Below are 20,763 nucleotides of genomic sequence, written 5' to 3'. Positions count from 1 at the left end.
TTCCGTGCAAAAAGTATACAAATACGATTATCAAACTCTGGAATCTTAATGTCAACCGAAATGCGGAGGCGGCTTGCCCAGGGACGACAAGCATAAGACGCATCAGGATAGAAGGCGTTCTTTGCCTTCAATCCTGATGTGGCTTATGACTCGAGGGGCTAGCGCCCGGAGCTGGACAACACGAAATGCGGAGACGTTTGTTCAGGTGCGACAAGCATAAGACGCTCCTGGATAAAAGGCGTTCTTTGCCTTTAATCCAGGAGTGGCTTATGACTCGAGCACCTAGGAGCCGGAGCTGGACACACGAATGACAAAAAGGCAGCTACCCGTCCCCGGGCATCTGCCTTTCCATTATTTCACAGCATCTCCCTGCACTGATTGTGCAAGCATGACCATTTCTTCTCTTGTCAGATCGCTGGATGCGATGATATATTCCACCCCGCCGTGGGTCCAGCTGATTTTGTTATCGTCAATCGCCCCGATTGTAAATCCTAGGTCTACCGGCTCCCCTGATTCAGAAGTATAGGAGGTGTTTGCCGGCATGACATTTGCTTTTTCCTGGATGAGCGTAAAGGACTTGTCGCCCCCGTAAGTCAGGATAAAGCGTTTGCCGTCCTCCATGCTGATTTCTTTTTCATCGATCAGGCTGACATTTTCAAGCTCAGCCTGCGGATACTTGACAGAGAATTCCTCACTGGCCGCTTCTTCTGCCATGACTGGAACCTCAATCTGGGCCCCGGTCATATTTTTCTGGGTGTCGAAATCTTTTTTATCAAGGGCAGCCTTGAAGTCAACCTTGGAGAAGTCGACAGTCACCAGCGGATTTCTGTCTGAATCCATAACCTTGACGCTGACAGGGGCAAGATCCTTTTTATCAAGGGTGATTTCCTGGTAAGGAAGCATCTTGTTGTTCTGGTATCTCGTCTTTGTTTCAAAAACATAATGTTCCTTAGTAGCGTTGAATTTCGCCTCTTTATCTTCGAGGATATCCTGCAGCAGGGACTCATACAGATAAGCCTGGCTGCTGTTCTGCGGCCAGTCGCTCTGGAACTTGAAGCTCTTGTTGAGGGCCGGTGTCAGGACAAAAACGCCTTCCTCATTGCGGAGGATCATCTGGCTTTGGTTCTTTTCAGGATTCTTGAGGCTGACGCGATAGTAATCAGGTTTTTTATGCCAGATCTCAATTGCATAAGTCTGTGGCTCAGTTCCCATCTGAAGGGTCATTTTCGCTTCTGCTTTATATCCCTTCAGTTCCTCCACTTTTCCGCCAAGCTCCTTCACCACATCCTCTTGTGATTTAGTTCCACAGGCAGTTAAGGCAAAGATGGCCAAAAACCCGGCGAGAAGCATGAACAATCTTTTCTTCATTCCTTCAACCCCTTCTGTCTCATTTCATCAATTGTGCGCTTCCTGCCTGCATACAGGCATTCCGCTTTCTGAAGGAGAGACAGGGCAAAGCCCGGACAGCTGGGTCCGCATGAATGCCGGCTGGCAATTCGGGGCATAGCCTTGTCTCTCCTGTCGCACTATGAATATATGAGACAACCTCCGGGAATATGACTTGGCCTATGACAGCTTTTTAGTACCGGATTCCCGGCAGCGGGGTTTCGATAACAACCTGGGCAACAGCATAGCTTTCGCTGTGGGATATGGAAAGATGGAGGCCATCTCTCTCAGGCTTGCTGAAGAATGGCTTTCCTTTGCTGTCATTTGATATCTCAATATCCTGAAAAGACAGCTCGCTTCCTATCCCTGTGCCATTAGCCTTTGAAAAAGCTTCCTTTGCCGCAAACCGGCCTGCAAGGAATTCAAGCTGCCTCTTTTCGTTCAGCATGATGTATTTAGCCAGTTCCCGCTCTGTAAGGATACGTTCTGAAAACTTAGCCCGATTGGCCATCCTGCTGATTCTTTCGATTTCAACGATATCAATGCCGATTCCTTCAATCATATGCATCATCCTTCTAATTGGTTTGCATCCTGCATACACAATAGTATACAAGCAGTGGCCATTTCCGGCTCTTTCAGGCTATAGTATAATTAACCTTCCTTTACAGATAAAAACAGAAAGGGGACTGTTATGTTCACAAGGACAGAGAGCTTCAAAGAATTCATCTGCTTCTATCCCATTGTCTCCATCATTTTGCTTTTGAATATACTATTCTATTTGCTGACTGTACTGCCTGTATTCCCGAATTCCTACATATTTGAAAGGCTCGCCGGAGTCAATTTATTCATAAGGGAAGGCGAGGTATGGCGGCTTGCCACCCCGATGTTCATGCACAGCGGATTTGCCCATGTCCTGTTTAACAGCTTTTCCCTTGTCCTGTTCGGCCCTGCCCTGGAGAGGATTGCAGGAAAGGCGAGATTTGCCGGCATCTATCTAATCACCGGCATCTCTGCCAATGTGGCCACCCTGCTGCTTGAGCCGCTCACCTACACGCATGTCGGCTCGAGCGGGGCCATTTTCGGCCTGTTTGGCTTCTTTGCAGCGGCCGCATACTTCCGGAAAGACTTGATGTCACGCGAGAACTCACAAATTATCATCACTATAGCCGTCATTGGGCTTATTATGACCTTCATCCAGCCAAACATCAATATTTCGGCGCATATCTTCGGGTTCATCTCCGGTTTTCTTATAGGAGCCCTTTCATTAAAAAGGAATAAATAATGCAGAAAAAGCGCCGGCTGGCGCTTTTCTTTATGGATGTCATTTTTCTCTGGAGTACCATCTGTAAATCTGTTCTGCATCACTTATATCCAGGTCAGCCGCCTTTCCGCCAGACCTCCCTGAGCCGGACTTGACGGCAGATTCCACTGTCGCAAGCTGCTTCTTTTTTTGAAAGCGGCTTTCCTTAAGGCTGAGCGACTGTACCTTATTTTTCATCATATAGACTGTATGCTTGCTGAACGTCCTATACCGGAGTGTCAGCTGGCTGCCGCTGATATGCCACCCCGCTGCCCTGAATTTCAATAAGGGCCAGACCACGGCCGGCAGGAGCAGCAAAAGGGACAGGAATCCCCATGGACGAAAGATGGCCGGCGGAACAATAATGAATAAAGCTGCGGCAAGAAGCCCCCTGAAAAGGTACCGGGGCAGCGCCCTTTTCGGCAGTCCTGCAAGCTGGATTCCGGCGTTATAATCTGTAAGATGATGTCCGATCAGCTCCCGTAAGTCTTTCCCCTGGATAATCGGGAAAAGCATTACCTTGGCACTATCCCTATCCACAGCCGATCCGCCCGCGCTTTCAACATATAAAGTACCGAACCCAAGCGGCTGCCTGGCAGGATTTTCACTGAAGCGGAGCGCCTGTATCCTGTGCAGGGGAATCGTGAGCTGTCTTTTCTCCAAGAGTCCCCGGGAGATGACCAGGTCATCTTCCTCTCTTCTGACGGTAAAGCCTGCATACTTCAGCATCGTCCCGATGACAGCGATGATCCATGCCAATAACAGGAGAAGAAACACAGCGCCGCTGATGAAAATTACGCCATTTTCTGCGAAATGCTCAAAACGGTGAAAAAGAGCTTCATAGGGAATGATCTCTTCAAACTGAAAGAAAAAAGCAATTACTGCGGAAATGACCACCCCCGCCCCACCGGAAGTGGATGCAAGCAGCAGAAGCTGTCCGGGGGAGATCTTATAGATGTCTTGCCCGGCTTTGAGGGCCTTTTCCTTCTCTAAGTCCCCGACGGCCTTATCCGCTGTAAGCTCCGCCTGGATGGCGGCGGCCTCCGCTTTGGTAATGGCTGTCAGGGTCGCCTCTGCCTCCTGGGTTCCGCTCGTCCCTGCTGTTTCGACCTTGACCTTCACAAGCCCAAACGGACGGTGCAGGATGCCCTCGGAAAAATCAAGGCTCTGGATCCTTTCAAAGGGGATATACCTTTTCTTGCGGACAAAGACCCCGTATTCAATCCGGAGCTCTCCTTCCTCCACCCGGTAGGTAAAGCGGAGCCACTTCAGGATGCCGCCCGCCAGTACAAGGAGGACGGCTGCTGCAGAGCCAATAAGGTAGAAAAGGTCCCAATTTGAATTTTTGAATCCGAAAACAATGAATACCAAAAACGGTACAATAAGTTCTTTAAGCTGCTTGAAAAAGTTGGATACCGCAGAAATTGGATGCAGCCTCTTAGGCTCAGACATCTTCATCAGCCACCCTTGCCAGCTTTGAAATGGAGAGGCGCAATTCTTCTGCTTCGTCCATATCAAGCGCAGGTATCTCATGGACAGTAGCTGCTGTAGACACGGCGATAGTGGCCAGCGCATACTTCCTGAGAATCGGCCCCTGCCTTGTATCAACATGCTGAACCCTGACCATCGGGACCAGCGTCCTTTTGACAATGAATATGCCGTGCTGAAGCTCGATCTCCTGCTCCCGCACCTCATAGCGCCACCTTTTCCACTTCAGCGAAGGGAAAAGCAGAATAAAAAAATACATATACACGCATGCCAGGATGACGGCAGCGGGGATAATCCATCCGGGCCCATCAAAAATAAAGGCAAGCGCTGCAGCTCCTCCCATTGCAAGCACAAAAATGCCTGAATGGATCGCCCCTGATATCCTCCATACCGGGAGGGCCCTTTTTGAAATCCTTGTTCTTGGTCCGGTGCTCATAAAATAATTCCTCCTGAAAAGGCACTTTAGTATTTAAGCCGTCCTTCAGGCTTTATACCTTCCAGTATACAGGACATCAGGCAGCCGGGGAGGAAGTTCTTGCTATATTTTAAATGCTGCCTGGTCCACTTCTTCTAATCCTGCCTCCCGCCGGAGATAGTCCGCCAGCTTGAAAAGGGCATCGTCCTTCTTTTTCGCTTCAATCATGCAATGGATTTCCGGTACGCTTCCCTTGATGTTCTTCAGGAAATCCATGAACATCTCAGGATCGACATAATCAGCATGAGCACGAAAGTCCTTGGCAGAACGGGGGCTGGATATATGCATCTTGATGGGAAGCTTTGCATGCTTCCAGGTCGCGGTAACCCTCTCCCAATTGCTTATCCAGTCTTCATTTTCAAAATGGGCCAAATGATGGTGATAGTCAAAGACAAGCGGAATGCCAAGCTTTTCGCATAGATACAATGTATCGTCCAAGGTGAAGGCCGTGTCATCATTCTCGAGCATGACCATCTGCTGGATGGCTGCCGGGATCAGCCCCCAGTTATGGATGAACTGCTCCAGTGCCTTTTCCTTGTCATTGTAAGCCCCGCCAACATGCAGGACACAGCGGTGCTCCGGTTCAATCTCCATCCCCTTCAGCAAAGCCTTATGCATGGAAAGCGTCTTGATCGATACATTCAGAATTTCCGGCTTCAGGGCATTCAGGAGGACAAAATGGTCCGGGTGAAAATCAACCCTCATTCTATGGTCTTTAATATAGTCCGCCAGGCCCTGCAGAGCCGGCTTCAGCGGCCTCATGTATTTCCAATCGGCCAGCTCCTCATGATTGGCGAGCGGGATCAGCTTGGAGCTGAGCCGGAAGAAGGAGATATCATGGGCAGCATTATGCTTCAGGAGGCGCAGGCAGTTTTCCAGATTGGATATCGCAATCCTCTCAAGCTTCCTGATGGCTGCTTCCCGGTCCTTAATGCCGGAAAACTGTTTATAGGTCATGGTCTGCGAAGGCGAGCAATTCTGCAGATGCACACTCATCGCCACATATCCAAGCTTTATGATCGTCAATGAGCAACCTCCTTTAATGGTCCTTATCCCGCTTAGTATGCGCCAATTTCTTTATTAAAAAAGGAGGGCTGGTTTTATTGAGGTTTGTGGAAATTTATGTATTTTATGTAGAATTCCTTTGAATTTATGTAGAAATCGTTCTTTTTTAGGTAGAATCATTCCCTTTTTATGCAGAAAAAAGGGGTACGGAATGTTATAAATTCCGTACCCCTTGTGCTTAAAGCACTCATGGTGCCCATTTTCTATATTCTATTAACGGCTGCTGTCGGACGTACGGTTGGAATAATTGCCTTGACGGCGTCCGCCCTGTCCCTGCCTTGGTTTATACTGGCCGTCTTTCCTTTTGGAATCATAGCCTCTTCTATTGTCGCTGCCTCTTCTATTGTCATTGCTTCTTCTGCGGTCATAAGGCTTTCTGTCCCTTTTGGATGGAAGCGGCTTTTCTTCTGTCAGCTTGACAGGAGTGTCGTCCGGCTCTTTCGTCAACATCTTCAGGACGGCTGCCACAACGTCAGAAGCATCATGCTGCTCAAGAAGCTCGTCTGCTGCCTCTTTGTAGTTTTCCAGGTTATTGGCACTAATGGCCTGTGAAATTTTGTCGACCGCAGCCTTTTGCTGGCCTTCAAGGGCTTCAGCAAGCGTTGGCGGAACCATTTTTTCCATCTTGCTCTTTGTCGTTCTTTCAACAACAGAAAGATAGGATCTCTCGCGCGGCGTGATGAATGTCATCGCCATTCCTTCTTTTCCTGCGCGCCCTGTACGGCCGATGCGGTGAACATAGCTTTCAGGATCCTGAGGGATGTCAAAATTGTATACATGTGTTACGCCGGAAATATCAAGGCCCCTTGCAGCAACATCAGTCGCAACAAGAACATCGATTGATCCTTCTTTGAATTTTCTCAAGACAGACATACGCTTTGCCTGGCTAAGGTCCCCGTGAATTCCTTCTGCAAGGAAGCCTCTCAGATTCAGCGCCTCTGCAAGCTCATCAACACGCCTTTTGGTGCGGCCAAAGATGATGGCAAGTTCTGGTGACTGGATATTCAGAAGGCGTGTCAGTACATCAAACTTGGTTCTCTCCTGGACTTCCACATAGAACTGCTCAATAAGCGGAACCGTCATTTCCTTAGCTTTGACACGGATAACCTGCGGGTCTCTCATGAATCTTTCTGCCATTCTCTGGATTGGAGCAGGCATTGTAGCAGAGAACAAGAGGGTCTGTCTTTCCACAGGCACGCTTGCCAGAATGGATTCGATGTCTTCTATAAAGCCCATGTTCAGCATTTCATCTGCTTCGTCAAGGATCGCTGTGTGGACATTGTCCAGACGGAGCGTTTTGCGTTTAATATGGTCAAGGACCCTTCCAGGTGTTCCGACGATGATATGAGGTGGCTTTTTAAGGGCGCGGATCTGGCGGTTGATATCCTGGCCTCCGTAGATAGAAAGCACGCGCGCTCTTTTTCCGTAGCCGATCTTATAAAGCTCTTCAGATACCTGGATTGCAAGCTCGCGGGTCGGAGCAATGATGATCCCCTGGATAACATCCTTGCTTGTGTCGATTTTATCAATCAGCGGAACTCCGAATGCAGCGGTTTTTCCCGTACCGGTCTGTGCCTGGCCGATCAAATCTTTATTAGCAAGGCTCAAAGGGATTGTTTCGGCCTGGATTGGGGTAGCTTCTTCAAACCCCATTCTTTTTAGTGATTTCATTGTAGCAGGACTGATGCCTAAATCTTGAAACTTTGTCAATGTATTCTCTCCTTTTGTTTCTTGGCAATTATTTATGGTGATTAGCGTCTGATCAGCAGGGCCACCTGCCGCTCGGACAATACATGGCAAAACATGCTTTCCTGCAGCAGACTTGGCAGGCAAGCGTTTTGGAGTGTTCTAAGAGGACCGAAGATCTTGTATCTCTGCCGGGATCTGAGTGGAGGGATCCTGGCTGAAACCCGGTAAAGGAGATGGCAGCTTATTTTAGCTGGCTATATTTCATTCAGTATTTGAACAATTTTTATAATAAAGCCCCTTGCAGTCATACCTATATATTAAAGTGAAAAAAGACATTCTCCAGGTGGAGTATGTCCGGGTTTCAAAGAAATTTCTCTTTGGCACTTTAGGGTTTATCTTACCATTTTTAAGGGCGCTTTGCAATAAAGTGCCCACCCTGGCAATTATGCCTCATGCTGAAGAAATTCCAATATATCCTGGAACAGCCCTTCACATTCGCCGCTGTGGCAGATCAGGTGCTTCGATTCTTTTAGAAAAATGAGCTTTTTGGACGATGCACCTATATTTTCATATAGGTACGTGGCACTGCGCGGCGGGACGACTCCGTCCACTTCTCCCTGGGCAATCAGGGTAGGGATCCGGATCTGATTAATGATCGGCCTTACAGAGGACACCAGCCTCCTGAACTGCAGCGTGGCTGCAATCGGGGTTTCCCTGATTTTCCGGTTATATCTCAGGAACATTTCATTCTTGAAAAGATTCCCTTTAACGGTGTCCTTTATCATTTCTCCTATATCCTTCACAAGCTGCTTCGGGTTCACATAATAGGCGGCCGCGCTTAAGAGGATCAGCTTTTTTACCGGATAGTGCACCGCCAGATAACTGGCAATGATCCCGCCCATGGAGAAACCGATCACATAGACTTCATCACACTTCTCCATCAGCTTCTGCAGCTCATCTTCAGCATGGCTTATCCACTTTTTATACTCAATGCCTTTCAGCTGCAGCCTGTCCCCATGTCCAGGCAGGGTAGGAACGGCAACCTCCCACGCAGTATGTTTCCTGAGATACTCCGTCAGCGGCTCGAGCTCAAACGGAGCACCTGTAAATCCATGTATACAAAGACAGCCGATCATGTCCCATCACCTTCGTCTGTATGATTTGCTCTCACAGTTCCTTTATTTTACACTTTGGCATGAGTATTATTCCAACAAAAATTATCCGCCCGGCAAAGGCAGGCATCATAAAAGAAAAGACTGCCTGAAAAATGGCAGCCTCCTTTGTTTGTATCTATCTTTCCCCAGTTTGTATAATCCTTTATGCTGTCATAAGTGCTGCCTTAAAGGCTGAACCAATGAATTCACCAATCCCGGGTGCTCTCCAGGAGCTTGTCTATCTCGAATTGGCCTATCGCATAAAATATATTCTCTTCTTGTAATTCACTGGTTTCATCGAGCAGCCGGTCAATATCCAGATAATGTGCTCTCATACGAAACCTCCTATGCCTCTTATATGCGCCTTTTTCAGGCCGGCTTTTCTATCTCTAGTATAACATTCTCTTCGGCAAATTGGATTATGGGGGTAGGCCGGATTTTTCATTTTATTTACCCTTTAAAAATTCTTTTAAACATTTATCTATCGGAGCACATATTTCATTTATCCACTTACCATCCTAGTAAGGGACTACAATAATGAGGTGAGGATCATGAACCAATCGCTGGGCTATCTGCGTGAACTGCTGTCCAATTACACGGACCGCTCTCATGAATGCCGGGAGCTGTACCTTAAGATCACTGACGATCTTTCAGAAGGAGATAATGCGTTTGTAAGCAGACTTACCGAGCAGGAAGCCGCTTTCCTGAACAGCATACTCCCCCCTGAAATCCAGCACGCCAAAGAAGAGCTGGATTACAAAAGAGCCAATAAGCTGAATGAAATCTATGAGCTTCTTACTTAGCCGGGAAAGGGATTGTTTCAAAGGATAGGCAAACCTTTTATTTGTTGTGTGAGGTATCTCCTGCTTTTAAGGGGGCTGTTGATACCCGTTCCAGGCACTTCGCTTTCCGCGGGGCGACGCTGAGCCTCCTCAGAGCAAGCTCTTGCGGGGTCTCAGCCTTGCCGCTATCTCCCGCAGGAGTCTACGTGCCTTGCACTCCAATCAACAGGTTTTCAAACTCTTTTTGCCTTTCTGCAATAATATTTTCAAAAAAGACGGCCTCCGCCGTTTTTTTATTTTCCCATTGAACCTCCCTCCCCTTTCATTTGTATAATAGATACAATGCAAGTAAGGGAGTGTCTTAAATGGGGACTGGATTCACCGTTTCAATGATTGTCACCGTATTGATCATGATCATTATCTTCTCTATCGCCATTCCGTTTCAGCGGAAATATATCGTCAAAGAAAATGGCAAGATCAATTTCCGCAAGTCGCCTGTCCTGCTCCGCTGGAATGTTTTCGATGGTCTCGCGATCGGAGTGGCCGCCTACAGCATCATCTGCATCCAGATTTTAAACTTTATGATCTCCGGAGGAAGCACAATCGAAAATCCTTTTGTCCAATTTTTCACAAACCAGGGCCAGGCTTGGGTGATTGTCGGGACCGCCTATCTCATTTCAAGACTGTCCATGGTCATCAAAGGGGTCAAGGAGCTTCAGCGGGATGACTGAGCATACCGGAAGAGCCAATCAATTTATGATAGCCTTCCAGGAAGGGAGTGAAGAGGCATTTGACCAGCTGTATCTTTCGCTTAAATCTCCCTTATATGCTTTTCTGTTCCGCTTCACGAAAGAAGAGCAGCTCAGCATCGATCTTGTTCAGGACGCTTTCCTGAAGCTCCACCAGTCAAAAGCAAGCTATGACCCAAAGAAGGCAGGCGTTAAAACCTTTCTTTTTCAAATCGCTTACCATTTAATGATCACCAAACTGAATAGGCGGAAAAAATGGCAGAAGCTGATGCCTTTCCTGCTCCCCTCATCTGAAGGGCAGATGGACCAGGCAGATAAGATGACGGTTCGGGAAGCCATCTCCAGCCTCCCTGAGGCACAGAGGGCAGTCATTATTTTAAGCTATTATCATGATATGCCTCAGTCAGAGATTGCAGAGGTTGTCGGCATCCCTGTCGGCACGGTGAAATCACGGCTCCATCATGCCATAAAAACATTGAAAGCTGTCCTGGAGGTGGATGAAATTGAACAAAGAAAAACCCAATGATGCAGAAGAATTATTAAAACAGGAACCGTTTTTAAAAATGCATCTGGATTCCTACCATGTAGATATACCGGAAATCCCCAGGAAAAAGAGCAGTTTCGACAGAATTCTCTCTTTTTTGGCATCACCTGCAGCCAATCCGCTTGAAAATTATATTAATAAAGGGGGAAGCTTAACCCTTCTGACCGCTTCCCCTATAGCTGTCGGCGCAGTATTGGCTATTGTTCAGCTCTTGCGTCTTTGACCCATATAGTAAGAACAAAAGCGCAAGCGCCTTGATCACCCTTAAGGAACGCAGACTAAGAACGCTACGTCCTGTGGCAGCGTCTGCATGAGCCCCATCCTGGGGGCCTCAAGACGAACCTCCCGGAAAGGCGTTCTTTGCCTTTTTGGGAGGTTTGGCTTGTGACCTCGGCGCAGCTGCTGGACGTTGATCAAGAATTGATATTTATCCACAAGACTTACAATTTATAAATTCCTATACAATAAAAAAATCCCTGTTTCATGTGAAACAGGGATTTTTTTCCTTATATCGACTTATCACTTCAGTGCTTCAGCTGCTTCTTCCAGCTTCATTCCCCTGGATCCTTTAAACAGCACAATTGTTTCTTCACTCGTCAGGCTCTGCAGCTTTTCGATTAATGGACCTTTCTCAGAAAAAGCAAAAACTCGTTCCTCTGAAAACGCCTCTTGTGCCCCTTCCGCGATAATGCTGCCGAGGGCTCCGAACGTTAACACATAATCAATCTTTTCCGGGTCGATCGCTTGGCCGATTTCGCGGTGAAATCTCACTTCATCATCTCCAAGCTCAAGCATATCAGCCAGCACAAGCACCTTTCTGCTATATCCTGAAAGCTCTGACACGAGATCGATTGCCGCCCTCATTGAAGTCGGGCTGGCATTATAGGCATCATTGATGATCTTTTCGCCTTTGCTTCCTTCCGAAAGCTCCATTCTCATCGCCGTCAGCTTCAAGGAAGCAAATCCTTCATTCATCTGCTCATAAGGAACGCCGAGGAAACGGGCAGCCTCCATGGCGCAGAGGGCATTCATAACATTGTGGACACCGAGCACCGGCAAATGATACTCCATATCTGAAAGATTCGTCTGGAAGACGCTCCCCTTCTCTTCCTGGTTGATCTTAACAGGATAGACGCTATTAGAAGAGCTTTGGCCGAACGAACGGATTTCTGCCGGGCCGCTGTAGCCGGCAAGCCTGTCTTTCAGGAGAGGCTCATCCCCATGATAGATGATCATTCCATCGTCCTTCAGCCCTTCAATGATTTCAAGCTTGGCCTTTGCAATGCCCGCTCTTGAGCCGAGATCTTGGAGATGTGATTCCCCAATATTGGTGATCATGACCACGTCCGGACGGGCGAGCTTTGTCAGGAACTCAATTTCCCCAAAGCCGCTCATCCCCATTTCAAGGACCGCAACCTCAGTATCTTCCTCCAAAGATAGCAAGGTAAGGGGCAGCCCAAGATGGTTATTATAATTCCCCTCTGTTTTTTGGACCTTGTATTTTAGAGACAGTAGACGGGCAGTCATATCCTTCACTGTCGTCTTTCCATTGCTGCCTGTTATCCCGGCCACCTTAATATCCAGCTCATTCCGGTACGCCTCTGACAGCTGCTGCACCGCCTTGAGCGTGTCCTCTACCACAAGGATCGGCAAATGGAGCGGCGGATTCGGAACATCCTTCTGCCAAAGTGCAGCTGCCGCCCCCTTTCGAAGGGCATCCTCTACATAACGGTGCCCATCGGTCTGTTCCCCCTTGAAAGGAACGAACAGGTTGCCGGGCTCCATTGTCCTTGAATTTATAGATACTCCCTTGATGCTGACATCAGAAAAAGCCGAGTGGTCATTTAAAACGGGGATCATCCCGGCAATCTTAGCGATTGTACGCTGAATCATCTGCTGCGCCTCCTAACTGATTCTATTAATAGAAAAGGGACACGGCCCACATAGCCGTGCCTCTGTCTAAAAGTTTACATTGTATGTTTGATGCTCTGTTTTTCCGTATGTCTTTCAATAGCCAGGTTTACCAGCCTTTCAATCAGCTGCGGATATTCGACGCCAGTATGCTTCCAAAGAAGCGGGAACATGCTGAACGGCGTAAAGCCAGGCATTGTATTGACCTCATTGATCATGACCTTGCCGTCACGTGTCAGGAAGAAGTCTGCCCTAACGAGCCCGGAGCAGTCAAGGGCCTTGAAAGCCCTGATCGACATCTCGTTCAGTGTGCTGTATTCCTCTTCTGTAATTTCAGCAGGAATGATCATGGCTGTATCGCCATCCTCATACTTGGCTTTATAATCATAGAAGTCTTTTTTCGGTACAATTTCGCCGGCCACCGAACATTCCGGCTCATCATTCCCAAGGACGCCGAGCTCAATCTCCCTGGCCGTTACGCCTTCCTCCACAATGATCTTCCGGTCAAACTGGAACGCTTCTTCAAATGCTGCTGCCAGCTCTTCCCGGTTTGAACACTTGCTGATCCCTACACTGGACCCAAGATTGGCCGGCTTGACAAAGCAAGGATAGCCAAGTTCATTTTCTACCTTCTCATAAGCTGTTTCCCCAGCCTTTTGCCATTCGCTGCGGACGAACCATACATAGTTGACCTGCGGCAGGCCAGCCTGGGCAAAGATATTCTTCATGATGACTTTATCCATGCCTGCAGATGAGGCAAGCACCCCATTGCCGACATAAGGAAGGTTAAGGAGCTCAAGCATCCCCTGAACCGTGCCGTCTTCACCATTTGGTCCGTGAAGAAGCGGGAAGATAACGTCAAAGCTGCTTTCTTCAGATGACTTGAACATTGCCGGAGCCAGGGCTGCAGGCGACACAGCCTCTCCCTGGGAGAATTCCAGCTGCTTGACGCTCTCTGCCGGCGCTTCAAGCATGGGGCCCTTCACCCATTCCCCTTCCTCGGTTATGTAAACAGGATATATATCAAATTTCTCCAAATCCAAGGCTTTAATGACAGCAAGGGCCGTCTGCATTGATACTTTATGCTCTGCGGATTTTCCGCCGTATAATAATCCAAGCTTCTTTTTCATCAAAAGGAACCCTCCATTTATTCAATCACATGTTTCATTTTACCACTCCAAAAGCGAAAAAGGCGTGATTGACTATTGTTATTTGCAGGAATTTTTTTCTTTCCCAGTCTGCCCTGCTTTCTATATATGTATGATTTCCTATGCCCATTTGCAACCCATTCCCCTTAAATCCTCCAGCCTCCCGGGTAACTGGTTCTAAGGAATTATTCTCAAATAGTTTATTAGATGCTATTATTTGAATTTATAGAATATTTTTACTTATTATTTTTAAAAATTTCCACTTAACAAGAAAGGTATACGACTGTATAATCCACGTTATACAAACAAATGTATTTTCAAGGAGGACAATGATGAAACGGCTAGGACTACTCCCCAGAATTATTCTTGCAATAGCTTTAGGCATTTTAATTGGTTCTTTTTCTCCAGAAGGAGCCATTAGGCTGTTCGCTACATTCAACAGCCTGTTCGGAAACTTTCTCGGCTTTGCCATCCCTTTAATCATCATCGGGTTCATCGCTCCCGGCATCGGGACAATGGGAAAGGGTGCCGGCAAGCTTCTCGGCATTACGACAGGGTTTGCTTATGCCTCTACCATCGCTGCGGGAACAGCCGCCTATTTTGCCGCTGTCAGCCTGTACCCTGCCCTGCTTAAGAATCAGAGCTTAAAAGAATTCGGAAATCCAGAGGAAGCGCTCGCTGCTCCCTTTTTCCAGGTGGACATGCCGCCGGTCATGGGCGTGATGACAGCACTTCTGCTTGCTTTTACAATCGGGCTTGGACTTGCCGGCCTGAAAAGCAATGCCCTGCAAAATGTGATGGATGATTTCCGCGGCATCATTGAAATGCTGATCGAAAAAATCATTATTCCTTTGCTGCCTTTCCATATCTTCGGAATTTTTGCCAATATGACGTACGGCGGACAAGTCGGAAGCATCATCAGTGTATTTGCAAAAGTATTTATCATGATTATTGCCCTTCATTTCTTATTCCTGTTTTTGCAGTACACTGCAGCAGGGGCTGCCGCCAGGAAGAATCCTTTCTACCTGCTGAAGTCAATGCTTCCTGCTTATTTCACTGCGCTCGGGACCCAGTCTTCTGCTTCTACAATCCCTGTGACACTGAAACAGGTCAAAAAGCTGGGCGCACGGGAGAAAACAGCAGATTTCGCTGTGCCGCTCCTGGCAACGATCCACTTATCCGGAAGCACTATCACACTAGTGAGCTGTTCCATTGCTGTTCTTATGCTGCAGGGTGAAGCAGTATCCTTCGGGCAGATGTTCCCGTTTATTATGATGCTCGGGATTACAATGATTGCCGCGCCGGGCGTTCCGGGGGGAGCTGTCATGGCTGCGCTCGGCCTGCTGGAATCTATGCTTGGCTTTAATGGGACAATGACTGCTTTGATGATTGCCCTCTATCTTGCCCAGGACAGCTTCGGCACTGCCTGCAACGTAACAGGTGACGGTGCCATCACAATCCTGGCAGACAAAGCAAGCGGAAAGAAAGCCGTTCCGCTCAAAAATGAAGCAAAAGCTGTTTAGTCTGAAAATACTTTTGACATCTCCTGGATAATCATCTAAACTGTTTCTAACATCCAGAAACAGTAACTAAATAGATGAGTTATGACAGGAATCAGTAGGGTTTGCTTCCCTGTTTGAAGAGAGCCGGTGTTTGGTGCGAACCGGTACAAAAGCGAACGTGAATTACCTCCTGGAACATTCTTTGTGAACCTTAGTAGCAAAGGACGGACGGTCCGTTATCCGAACGAGCGGAAGACAAATGTCTTCAACAAGGGTGGTACCGCGTGCAAAACCACGTCCCTTTTTACAGGGATGTGGTTTTTTTGTGCATTCAAAACTCATCAGGAAGTGCCGCAAACAAAAAACATAAGGAGGATATATCATGGAGAATTTTATAGAAAAGCTGAATCCCAACCAGGAAAAGGAGCTTGAAAGGCAATATCAGCTTTACACCAGCGGCACTCAGGATGTAGTGCCCCCTCAGGAGCTGAAAAATAAAATCGCCAAATCACTCTTTCTCGGCAATCCGCTGAAGGTGAAGCTCGGGCTTGATCCGTCCGCACCTGACGTCCACCTGGGCCATACGGTCGTATTGAATAAGCTGAAGCAATTCCAGGAAAATGGCCATACCATCCAGCTGATCATCGGCGACTTTACCGGAAAAATCGGCGATCCGACGGGGAAATCTGCAGCAAGAAAGCAGCTGACCGACGAAGAGGTAAAGCATAATGCGGAAACCTACTTCCAGCAATTCGGCAAAGTGCTTGATATGGGCAAGGCCGAGCTTCATTATAATTCCAAATGGCTGTCCTCCCTCCATCTCCAGGATGTCATCGAGCTGGCCGGCAAAATCACTGTGGCCCGCCTGCTCGAGCGGAATGATTTTTCTGAACGGCTTGGGGCAGGGAAGCCTATTTCCCTCCATGAGTTTTTCTACCCGCTCATGCAGGGCTATGATTCAGTAATGCTCGAAAGCGATATTGAACTCGGCGGCAATGACCAGCATTTCAATGTCCTCATGGGAAGGCATCTTCAGGAGCATTATGGCAAAGAAAAGCAGGTAGTAATCCTTGTCCCTCTTTTGGAAGGGCTCGATGGAACGGAGAAAATGTCAAAGTCCAAGAACAATTACATTGGGGTGGACGAAAAGCCGGAGGAAATGTACGGCAAAGCCATGTCGATTCCAGATGAGCTGATGGAGAAATACTTCAACCTTGCAACAAGCCTGCCTCTCGCTGAGAAGGCGACCATCCAGCAGAGACTTGAAGAAGGGGCGCTTCATCCCCGGGACGCTAAAATGCAGCTTGCCAGAACCATTGTCAGCATGTACCACGGACATGAAGCTGCCAGCAAGGCAGAATCCCATTTCAAAAGCGTGTTCCAGCAAGGCTCCATACCGGAAGACATGCCCGACCTTACATGGGTTGGCGGTGAAGGACCAGAGCTGCTGGAGCTGCTGATGTTTGCCGGCCTCTTTTCTTCCAAGAGCGAAGCAAGGCGGATGGTTCTAAACGGCGGTGTCAGGATGAATGGCGAAAAGGCTGAGGATATTAACATGAAGGTTTCTTTGCAGGCAGAGCTGATCCTGCAAGTTGGAAGGCGGAAATTCGTCAGGATTAAAAAGGCCTAAAATAAAGAAAGGGAAGACACCATTTAGGATGTCTTCCCTTTTTTTATATTAATGGCCGGAAAGCTTGGCGCCATCCTGTTTGTGGACAGCCAGCTTATCAACCAGATGCAGGCTCGGCTCGTTGAGTCCAATCAGCTGGACGCTTGTTCCATTTTCCCGGAGCTTCATCATAATTTTATCAATGGCAGCTACAGCAGAGTCATCCCAGACATGTGCTTCAGAAAGGTCGATGACTACTTCCTTCGCCGTTTCCTTTAAATCAAAACTGCCGGCAAAATCAGTGACAGAGGCGAAGAATAGCTGTCCTGTCACTTTATAGGTGCGTTTGCCTGCTTTTTCATCAAGGGCTGTTGACACCTTCACCTTTGAGATTTTGGCAACGAAGAATATCGCACTCAGGAGCACTCCCGCAAAGACGCCTTTAGACAGGTCATGGGTAAAGACAACCGTCACAACCGTTACGACCATTACAATCGAATCGGTGGCAGGAACCTTTGCCATATTGCGGAGAGAAGTCCAGTCAAATGTACCAATGGATACCATAATCATGACTCCGACTAGCGCAGCCATCGGAATCTGGACGACCAGGTCGCCGAGGACCAGAATCAGGAACATCAGGAACACACCTGCTGTTAAGGTAGATAACCTTCCTCGTCCCCCTGATTTACATTAATGACGGATTGGCCAATCATCGCACAGCCGGCCATCCCGCCGAAAAATCCGTTAATGATATTGGCAATCCCCTGCCCTCTGGCTTCACGGTTTTTGTTGCTTTCCGTGTCGGTCATATCATCGACGATGGAAGCAGTCAAAAGTGACTCAAGCAGGCCGACAATGGCCAGGCCGAGGGAATAAGGAAAAATAATCTTCAGTGTTTCCAGGTTCAGCGGGATATCCGGAATCAGGAAGACCGGAAGCTTTCTTGTCAGCTCTCCCATGTCTCCTACTGTCCGTACATCCGAACCTGTCGTTATCGCAATGATAGAAATGACAATAATGGCAACAAGCGGCGATGGGACAGCCTTTGTCATGCGCGGAAACAAATAAATGATGGCAAGCGCACCGGCTACCATGGCATACATGACCCATGTAGCATCAACAAACTGTTCAAGCTGTGCCATAAAAATCAAGATGGCGAGCGCATTCACAAATCCGATCATCACAGACCTTGGAATGAATTTCATAAACCTGGCCAGCTTAAAGACACCCAGCAGCAGCTGAATGATTCCGGTCAGGATGGTGGCAGCAAACAAGTACTGAAGCCCGTGGTCTGCAACAAGCGTAACCATCAGCAGGGCCATGGCCCCGGTTGCCGCTGAAATCATCCCCGGCCGTCCCCCGACAAATGCAATAATGACCGCAATGCAAAAAGAAGCATAGAGACCGACCATCGGGTCTACACCTGCAATAATGGAGAAAGCAATCGCCTCGGGAATGAGCGCAAGCGCTACGACAATCCCGGCCAGGATATCTCCTCTGACATTGCCAAACCATTGTTCTTTAATTGATAAACCTTTCAAATGAACACCCCTTAGTTTATTGGATTTATAGTGTGACTTTGAACTCTCATCAAAGTCCGGGCCGACAAAAACATAGAGTATCATACCATATTCCAGATAATTTACAAGAGCTGGTGTAAGCGCCGAATTAATGAGTTTCCCCCGTTTTTCTTCGATTTTCTTCGAAATACTTAACCGGATAAATCTTGCTCACGCAAAAAAATAAGCCCTCTAAAAAGAGGGCCAGGCATTTTTAGCCGATGGGTGTGCAAATCTCAATATAATGCCCATCCGGATCTTCCATATAAGCGACAGTCTGTCCCCAGGGCTTTTTCACCGGCTCCAGCAAAATGCGGACTCCCGCCTTGCGCGCCTTATCAATTGTCCCTTCCACATCCTCCGTCACAAAGCCAATCTCCATCGTCTGCTCTGTCCGGACCCCGGCCGGTACCGGAAGATCTGTCAGCTCCCGGACATTTTCCCGTGTGTTCATGGAGAGGATCGTGCTGCCTGTGTCATATTCTATGTAGGTGCCAAATTCATTTTTCAGCTCGAGACCGAGAAGTTCGCCATAAAACTGCTTCGTCTTTTCCAAATCTTCAACATATAAAATGATATAGCCCAGCTTCAAGTCCATACTAAGCTCCTTCCAGCGGGCCTGTCTTTTTCAGGCCGGCTTTTCTTTATTTTTTTGTGCTTTTATTATGAAGCGGTGCGAACGGACTTCCACATAGCCCGTCCGCTGGATTTCCACGTGCAGCTCCCTCAGCTTTTTTTCGTATCTCCCGGCAGTAAACCCTTCTATCTGCCAGGGAATAGCCTTCAAATAGTAGAGAATGGCACCGATATCATAGAATCTTGTATAAGGGTATGCTTCAAAAGATTCCATAATATGAAAGCCGGCAGCTTCAAGCTGATGAATGGCCTTCTCCAGGTTCCAGCCGGCATGTCCAAAGTCTTCTTTAGCGCCGAGCATACGGTTCAGCCCTAAGTTATCCGTTCCGCCAACCTGCTGGGTTATAAAGACCCCGCCGGGCTTCAGGATGCGGTTCACTTCCTGCGTATCATAAGACTCATGGCGGTTAATCACGAGATCAAACAAACGGTCACCAAAAGGCAGCACCGAATCATCTTTTACCTCATAAACCTCTATTCCCAGCGGCTTTAGACGTTCTGCTGCAATCTCTATATTTGGCCCGTACCCTTCTGTGGCAGCTGTATAAGACGGAAGCGGGGATAATAAGGAAAGAAACTCTCCTCCGCCGGTGCCCATATCCAGCATGGATGCCGCATTCAGCATCTCAGGCAGCACCAAGTTCGTATAATTCCAGGCCAGCGGCTCAGAGGCCATCCTCCCTGTTTCCGTCAGATAAGAGAAGTCCCATCCTGTAAATTTCTTCTCGGCTTGTTTTACTAAAAAATCAAAATATGCTCTGTTCATTCCGTCTCCTCCTGTCTATTGTTCATTAACTCGGCAAAATAGAAGGAAGGCGGTCCCCTTATCGGGTTGCTAACTGTCGGTTAACAGGTGGTACATAGGTTATGACTCCTTTTTTCTTATATTCTAGCATTTATGCAAGGTTTTTTTATAATTTTTTGAATTTTTTACGAGGTAAATTGGCAATAAATGTTATATGGAAAAATTATCACTATTTTTAGGCAGAATCCAGCCGATTTCAGGTAGAAAAAACAAGAATTCAGGTAGAATAACTCTGAAACCAGGTAGAATCAGCCGAAATAAAAGCAACAGCTCTATATTTTAGAGCTGCTGCCTCTGCTTAGCTGATCGTTTTTAAGCCAATTACACCGCCAATGATCATCCCAATAAATACAACCCGTTTCCAGTCCCGGGATTCACCGAAAAACAGCATGCCAAGCAGCACGCTTCCGGCTGCACCGATTCCTGTCCAGATTCCGTAGCCGGTGCCAATCGGAATCTCCAGCAGTGCCCGGGAAAGAAAATAAAAGCTGATAAAGCCTGATAACCCGGATAAGGTTGTATATTTTTTTCTGGTAAAGCCTTCTGACAGCTTCATGAAAATGACAAAACCTATTTCGCCGAAGCCCGCCAATACTAAATAAAACCATGACATGCCTACTCAGCCCCCTTTTCCGTCTCTTCATCTTTGGAGGTCATTTTCAGCCCGATGATGCCGCCGAGCAGCAGCGCCAGGAATAAAAGTTTCACAGCCCCGCCCGGCTCCCCGAGGAACATCATACTGACAATTACAGTCCCTGCCGCTCCAATCCCGGTGAATACTGCATAAGCTGTTCCGATCGGGATGGTCTTCATCGCATTGGAGAACAGCATAAAGCTGATGATGATCAATATAACCGTGATGACAGCGGGCAATGGCTTTGTGAACCCTTCTGAATACTTAAGCCCGAAAGCCCAGCCTATTTCGCATAATCCTGCTGCAAATAAATATACCCAAGGCATT

At 47.7% G+C, this 20,763-nt stretch carries 21 protein-coding genes, 1 pseudogene and 1 other annotated feature; of the genes and pseudogenes, 7 read left to right on the top strand and 15 right to left on the bottom strand.

The features are described 5' to 3' along the window. Positions 1-351 precede the first annotated feature (351 nt). Both ACQCVH_RS22970 and acpS read right to left on the bottom strand, forming a co-directional pair. Positions 352-1,368 (bottom strand): LolA family protein, encoded by a 1,017-nt coding sequence (locus ACQCVH_RS22970; RefSeq protein ID WP_426837921.1) that lies wholly within the window; start codon positions 1,366-1,368, stop codon positions 352-354. Between the two features lie 211 nt (positions 1,369-1,579). Beyond that, a complete protein-coding gene (acpS, locus tag ACQCVH_RS22965) occupies positions 1,580-1,948 on the bottom strand; it encodes a holo-ACP synthase (RefSeq protein ID WP_426837920.1) in 369 nt (122 codons plus the stop codon). Between the two features lie 129 nt (positions 1,949-2,077). Between acpS and ACQCVH_RS22960 the strand changes: the two genes are divergently transcribed. Continuing rightward, positions 2,078-2,668, top strand: coding sequence for a rhomboid family intramembrane serine protease (locus ACQCVH_RS22960; RefSeq protein ID WP_426837919.1), 591 nt, complete (start codon positions 2,078-2,080; stop codon positions 2,666-2,668). 39 nt (positions 2,669-2,707) lie between these two features. On the opposite strand, the gene ACQCVH_RS22955 is transcribed toward ACQCVH_RS22960, so the two are convergent. The 6 genes from ACQCVH_RS22955 to ACQCVH_RS22930 form a co-directional block, all read right to left on the bottom strand. After that, a complete protein-coding gene (locus ACQCVH_RS22955) occupies positions 2,708-4,138 on the bottom strand; it encodes a PH domain-containing protein (RefSeq protein WP_426837918.1) in 1,431 nt (476 codons plus the stop codon). Beyond that, positions 4,131-4,610, bottom strand: coding sequence for a PH domain-containing protein (locus ACQCVH_RS22950; protein ID WP_426837917.1), 480 nt, complete (start codon positions 4,608-4,610; stop codon positions 4,131-4,133). The genes ACQCVH_RS22955 and ACQCVH_RS22950 overlap by 8 nt, the downstream gene beginning before the upstream one ends. Before the next feature lie 102 nt (positions 4,611-4,712). Then, positions 4,713-5,675, bottom strand: a complete 963-nt coding sequence (gene uvsE, locus ACQCVH_RS22945) for a UV DNA damage repair endonuclease UvsE (protein ID WP_426837915.1) — start codon at positions 5,673-5,675, stop codon at positions 4,713-4,715. Positions 5,676-5,927: 252 nt separating this feature from the next. Further along, the gene (gene cshA, locus ACQCVH_RS22940; RefSeq protein ID WP_483964306.1) at positions 5,928-7,424 is read right to left on the bottom strand and encodes a degradosome RNA helicase CshA; all 1,497 of its coding nucleotides are present in this window, start codon (positions 7,422-7,424) and stop codon (positions 5,928-5,930) included. Positions 7,425-7,846: 422 nt separating this feature from the next. After that, the gene (locus tag ACQCVH_RS22935) at positions 7,847-8,539 is read right to left on the bottom strand and encodes an alpha/beta hydrolase (RefSeq protein WP_101552646.1); all 693 of its coding nucleotides are present in this window, start codon (positions 8,537-8,539) and stop codon (positions 7,847-7,849) included. A gap of 224 nt (positions 8,540-8,763) precedes the next feature. After that, positions 8,764-8,892 carry a hypothetical protein gene (locus ACQCVH_RS22930; RefSeq protein ID WP_257964304.1) on the bottom strand — a complete coding sequence of 43 codons (129 nt, stop codon included), beginning with the start codon at positions 8,890-8,892 and terminating at the stop codon, positions 8,764-8,766. Between the two features lie 216 nt (positions 8,893-9,108). Between ACQCVH_RS22930 and ACQCVH_RS22925 the strand changes: the two genes are divergently transcribed. The 4 genes from ACQCVH_RS22925 (at position 9,109) to ACQCVH_RS22910 (ending at position 10,855) form a co-directional block, all read left to right on the top strand. After that, positions 9,109-9,360, top strand: a complete 252-nt coding sequence (locus ACQCVH_RS22925; RefSeq protein WP_426837914.1) for a sigma-G-dependent sporulation-specific acid-soluble spore protein CsgA — start codon at positions 9,109-9,111, stop codon at positions 9,358-9,360. Between the two features lie 344 nt (positions 9,361-9,704). Then, positions 9,705-10,070, top strand: a complete 366-nt coding sequence (locus tag ACQCVH_RS22920; protein WP_426837913.1) for a group-specific protein — start codon at positions 9,705-9,707, stop codon at positions 10,068-10,070. 25 nt (positions 10,071-10,095) lie between these two features. After that, entirely contained in the window at positions 10,096-10,614 is a 519-nt protein-coding gene (locus ACQCVH_RS22915) for an RNA polymerase sigma factor (RefSeq protein WP_426837933.1), read from the top strand. Further along, entirely contained in the window at positions 10,592-10,855 is a 264-nt protein-coding gene (locus ACQCVH_RS22910) for a hypothetical protein (protein WP_426837912.1), read from the top strand. The genes ACQCVH_RS22915 and ACQCVH_RS22910 overlap by 23 nt, the downstream gene beginning before the upstream one ends. Positions 10,856-11,151: 296 nt before the next feature. On the opposite strand, the gene ACQCVH_RS22905 is transcribed toward ACQCVH_RS22910, so the two are convergent. Beyond that, positions 11,152-12,525 (bottom strand): UDP-N-acetylmuramoyl-tripeptide--D-alanyl-D-alanine ligase, encoded by a 1,374-nt coding sequence (locus tag ACQCVH_RS22905; protein WP_426837911.1) that lies wholly within the window; start codon positions 12,523-12,525, stop codon positions 11,152-11,154. A gap of 74 nt (positions 12,526-12,599) precedes the next feature. Then, positions 12,600-13,673 carry a D-alanine--D-alanine ligase gene (locus ACQCVH_RS22900; RefSeq protein ID WP_426837932.1) on the bottom strand — a complete coding sequence of 358 codons (1,074 nt, stop codon included), beginning with the start codon at positions 13,671-13,673 and terminating at the stop codon, positions 12,600-12,602. Positions 13,674-14,023: 350 nt separating this feature from the next. Between ACQCVH_RS22900 and ACQCVH_RS22895 the strand changes: the two genes are divergently transcribed. Both ACQCVH_RS22895 and tyrS read left to right on the top strand, forming a co-directional pair. Continuing rightward, on the top strand, positions 14,024-15,214 hold the full coding sequence (locus tag ACQCVH_RS22895) for a dicarboxylate/amino acid:cation symporter (protein WP_426837930.1): 1,191 nt from the start codon (positions 14,024-14,026) through the stop codon (positions 15,212-15,214). A 72-nt stretch (positions 15,215-15,286) separates the two neighbouring features. Then, positions 15,287-15,498 (top strand) — a binding site (T-box leader). Positions 15,499-15,575: 77 nt separating this feature from the next. Then, positions 15,576-16,823 (top strand): tyrosine--tRNA ligase, encoded by a 1,248-nt coding sequence (gene tyrS, locus ACQCVH_RS22890; protein WP_426837910.1) that lies wholly within the window; start codon positions 15,576-15,578, stop codon positions 16,821-16,823. A gap of 48 nt (positions 16,824-16,871) precedes the next feature. Here tyrS and ACQCVH_RS22885 read toward each other — a convergent pair. From ACQCVH_RS22885 to ACQCVH_RS22865, 5 genes and pseudogenes are all read right to left on the bottom strand, one after another. Continuing rightward, positions 16,872-18,343: pseudogene (locus ACQCVH_RS22885) on the bottom strand (SulP family inorganic anion transporter). Positions 18,344-18,575: 232 nt separating this feature from the next. After that, complete coding sequence (locus ACQCVH_RS22880; RefSeq protein ID WP_426837908.1) at positions 18,576-18,959, bottom strand: VOC family protein; 384 nt, start codon at positions 18,957-18,959, stop codon at positions 18,576-18,578. 30 nt (positions 18,960-18,989) lie between these two features. After that, positions 18,990-19,763 (bottom strand): class I SAM-dependent methyltransferase, encoded by a 774-nt coding sequence (locus ACQCVH_RS22875; RefSeq protein WP_426837907.1) that lies wholly within the window; start codon positions 19,761-19,763, stop codon positions 18,990-18,992. 337 nt (positions 19,764-20,100) lie between these two features. Then, positions 20,101-20,415, bottom strand: a complete 315-nt coding sequence (locus ACQCVH_RS22870) for a DMT family transporter (protein ID WP_426837906.1) — start codon at positions 20,413-20,415, stop codon at positions 20,101-20,103. A gap of 2 nt (positions 20,416-20,417) precedes the next feature. Next, positions 20,418-20,762, bottom strand: coding sequence for a DMT family transporter (locus tag ACQCVH_RS22865; protein ID WP_426837904.1), 345 nt, complete (start codon positions 20,760-20,762; stop codon positions 20,418-20,420). Position 20,763 lies beyond the last annotated feature (1 nt).

This window comes from Bacillus infantis (assembly GCF_050107595.1).
In the GTDB taxonomy this organism is placed as follows: domain Bacteria; phylum Bacillota; class Bacilli; order Bacillales; family Cytobacillaceae; genus Bacillus_AB; species Bacillus_AB infantis_C.
The sequence above is the reverse complement of the archived record's forward strand: the minus strand, read 5'-3'. Positions and strand labels throughout refer to the sequence as shown.

Bases quoted from the DNA above. Each gene is read 5' to 3' on its own strand.
- ACQCVH_RS22875 (WP_426837907.1), bottom strand. From the start codon at position 19,763: ATGAACAGAGCATATTTTGATTTTTTAGTAAAACAAGCCGAGAAGAAA.
- ACQCVH_RS22900 (WP_426837932.1), bottom strand. From the start codon at position 13,673: ATGAAAAAGAAGCTTGGATTATTATACGGCGGAAAATCCGCAGAGCAT.
- ACQCVH_RS22865 (WP_426837904.1), bottom strand. From the start codon at position 20,762: ATGCCTTGGGTATATTTATTTGCAGCAGGATTATGCGAAATAGGCTGG.
- ACQCVH_RS22870 (WP_426837906.1), bottom strand. From the start codon at position 20,415: ATGTCATGGTTTTATTTAGTATTGGCGGGCTTCGGCGAAATAGGTTTT.
- ACQCVH_RS22950 (WP_426837917.1), bottom strand. From the start codon at position 4,610: ATGAGCACCGGACCAAGAACAAGGATTTCAAAAAGGGCCCTCCCGGTA.
- ACQCVH_RS22955 (WP_426837918.1), bottom strand. From the start codon at position 4,138: ATGTCTGAGCCTAAGAGGCTGCATCCAATTTCTGCGGTATCCAACTTT.
- ACQCVH_RS22895 (WP_426837930.1), top strand. From the start codon at position 14,024: ATGAAACGGCTAGGACTACTCCCCAGAATTATTCTTGCAATAGCTTTA.
- ACQCVH_RS22925 (WP_426837914.1), top strand. From the start codon at position 9,109: ATGAACCAATCGCTGGGCTATCTGCGTGAACTGCTGTCCAATTACACG.
- acpS (WP_426837920.1), bottom strand. From the start codon at position 1,948: ATGATTGAAGGAATCGGCATTGATATCGTTGAAATCGAAAGAATCAGC.
- ACQCVH_RS22960 (WP_426837919.1), top strand. From the start codon at position 2,078: ATGTTCACAAGGACAGAGAGCTTCAAAGAATTCATCTGCTTCTATCCC.
- ACQCVH_RS22905 (WP_426837911.1), bottom strand. From the start codon at position 12,525: ATGATTCAGCGTACAATCGCTAAGATTGCCGGGATGATCCCCGTTTTA.
- ACQCVH_RS22935 (WP_101552646.1), bottom strand. From the start codon at position 8,539: ATGATCGGCTGTCTTTGTATACATGGATTTACAGGTGCTCCGTTTGAG.
- tyrS (WP_426837910.1), top strand. From the start codon at position 15,576: ATGGAGAATTTTATAGAAAAGCTGAATCCCAACCAGGAAAAGGAGCTT.
- ACQCVH_RS22970 (WP_426837921.1), bottom strand. From the start codon at position 1,368: ATGAAGAAAAGATTGTTCATGCTTCTCGCCGGGTTTTTGGCCATCTTT.
- ACQCVH_RS22920 (WP_426837913.1), top strand. From the start codon at position 9,705: ATGGGGACTGGATTCACCGTTTCAATGATTGTCACCGTATTGATCATG.
- ACQCVH_RS22915 (WP_426837933.1), top strand. From the start codon at position 10,096: ATGATAGCCTTCCAGGAAGGGAGTGAAGAGGCATTTGACCAGCTGTAT.
- ACQCVH_RS22930 (WP_257964304.1), bottom strand. From the start codon at position 8,892: ATGAGAGCACATTATCTGGATATTGACCGGCTGCTCGATGAAACCAGT.
- ACQCVH_RS22880 (WP_426837908.1), bottom strand. From the start codon at position 18,959: ATGGACTTGAAGCTGGGCTATATCATTTTATATGTTGAAGATTTGGAA.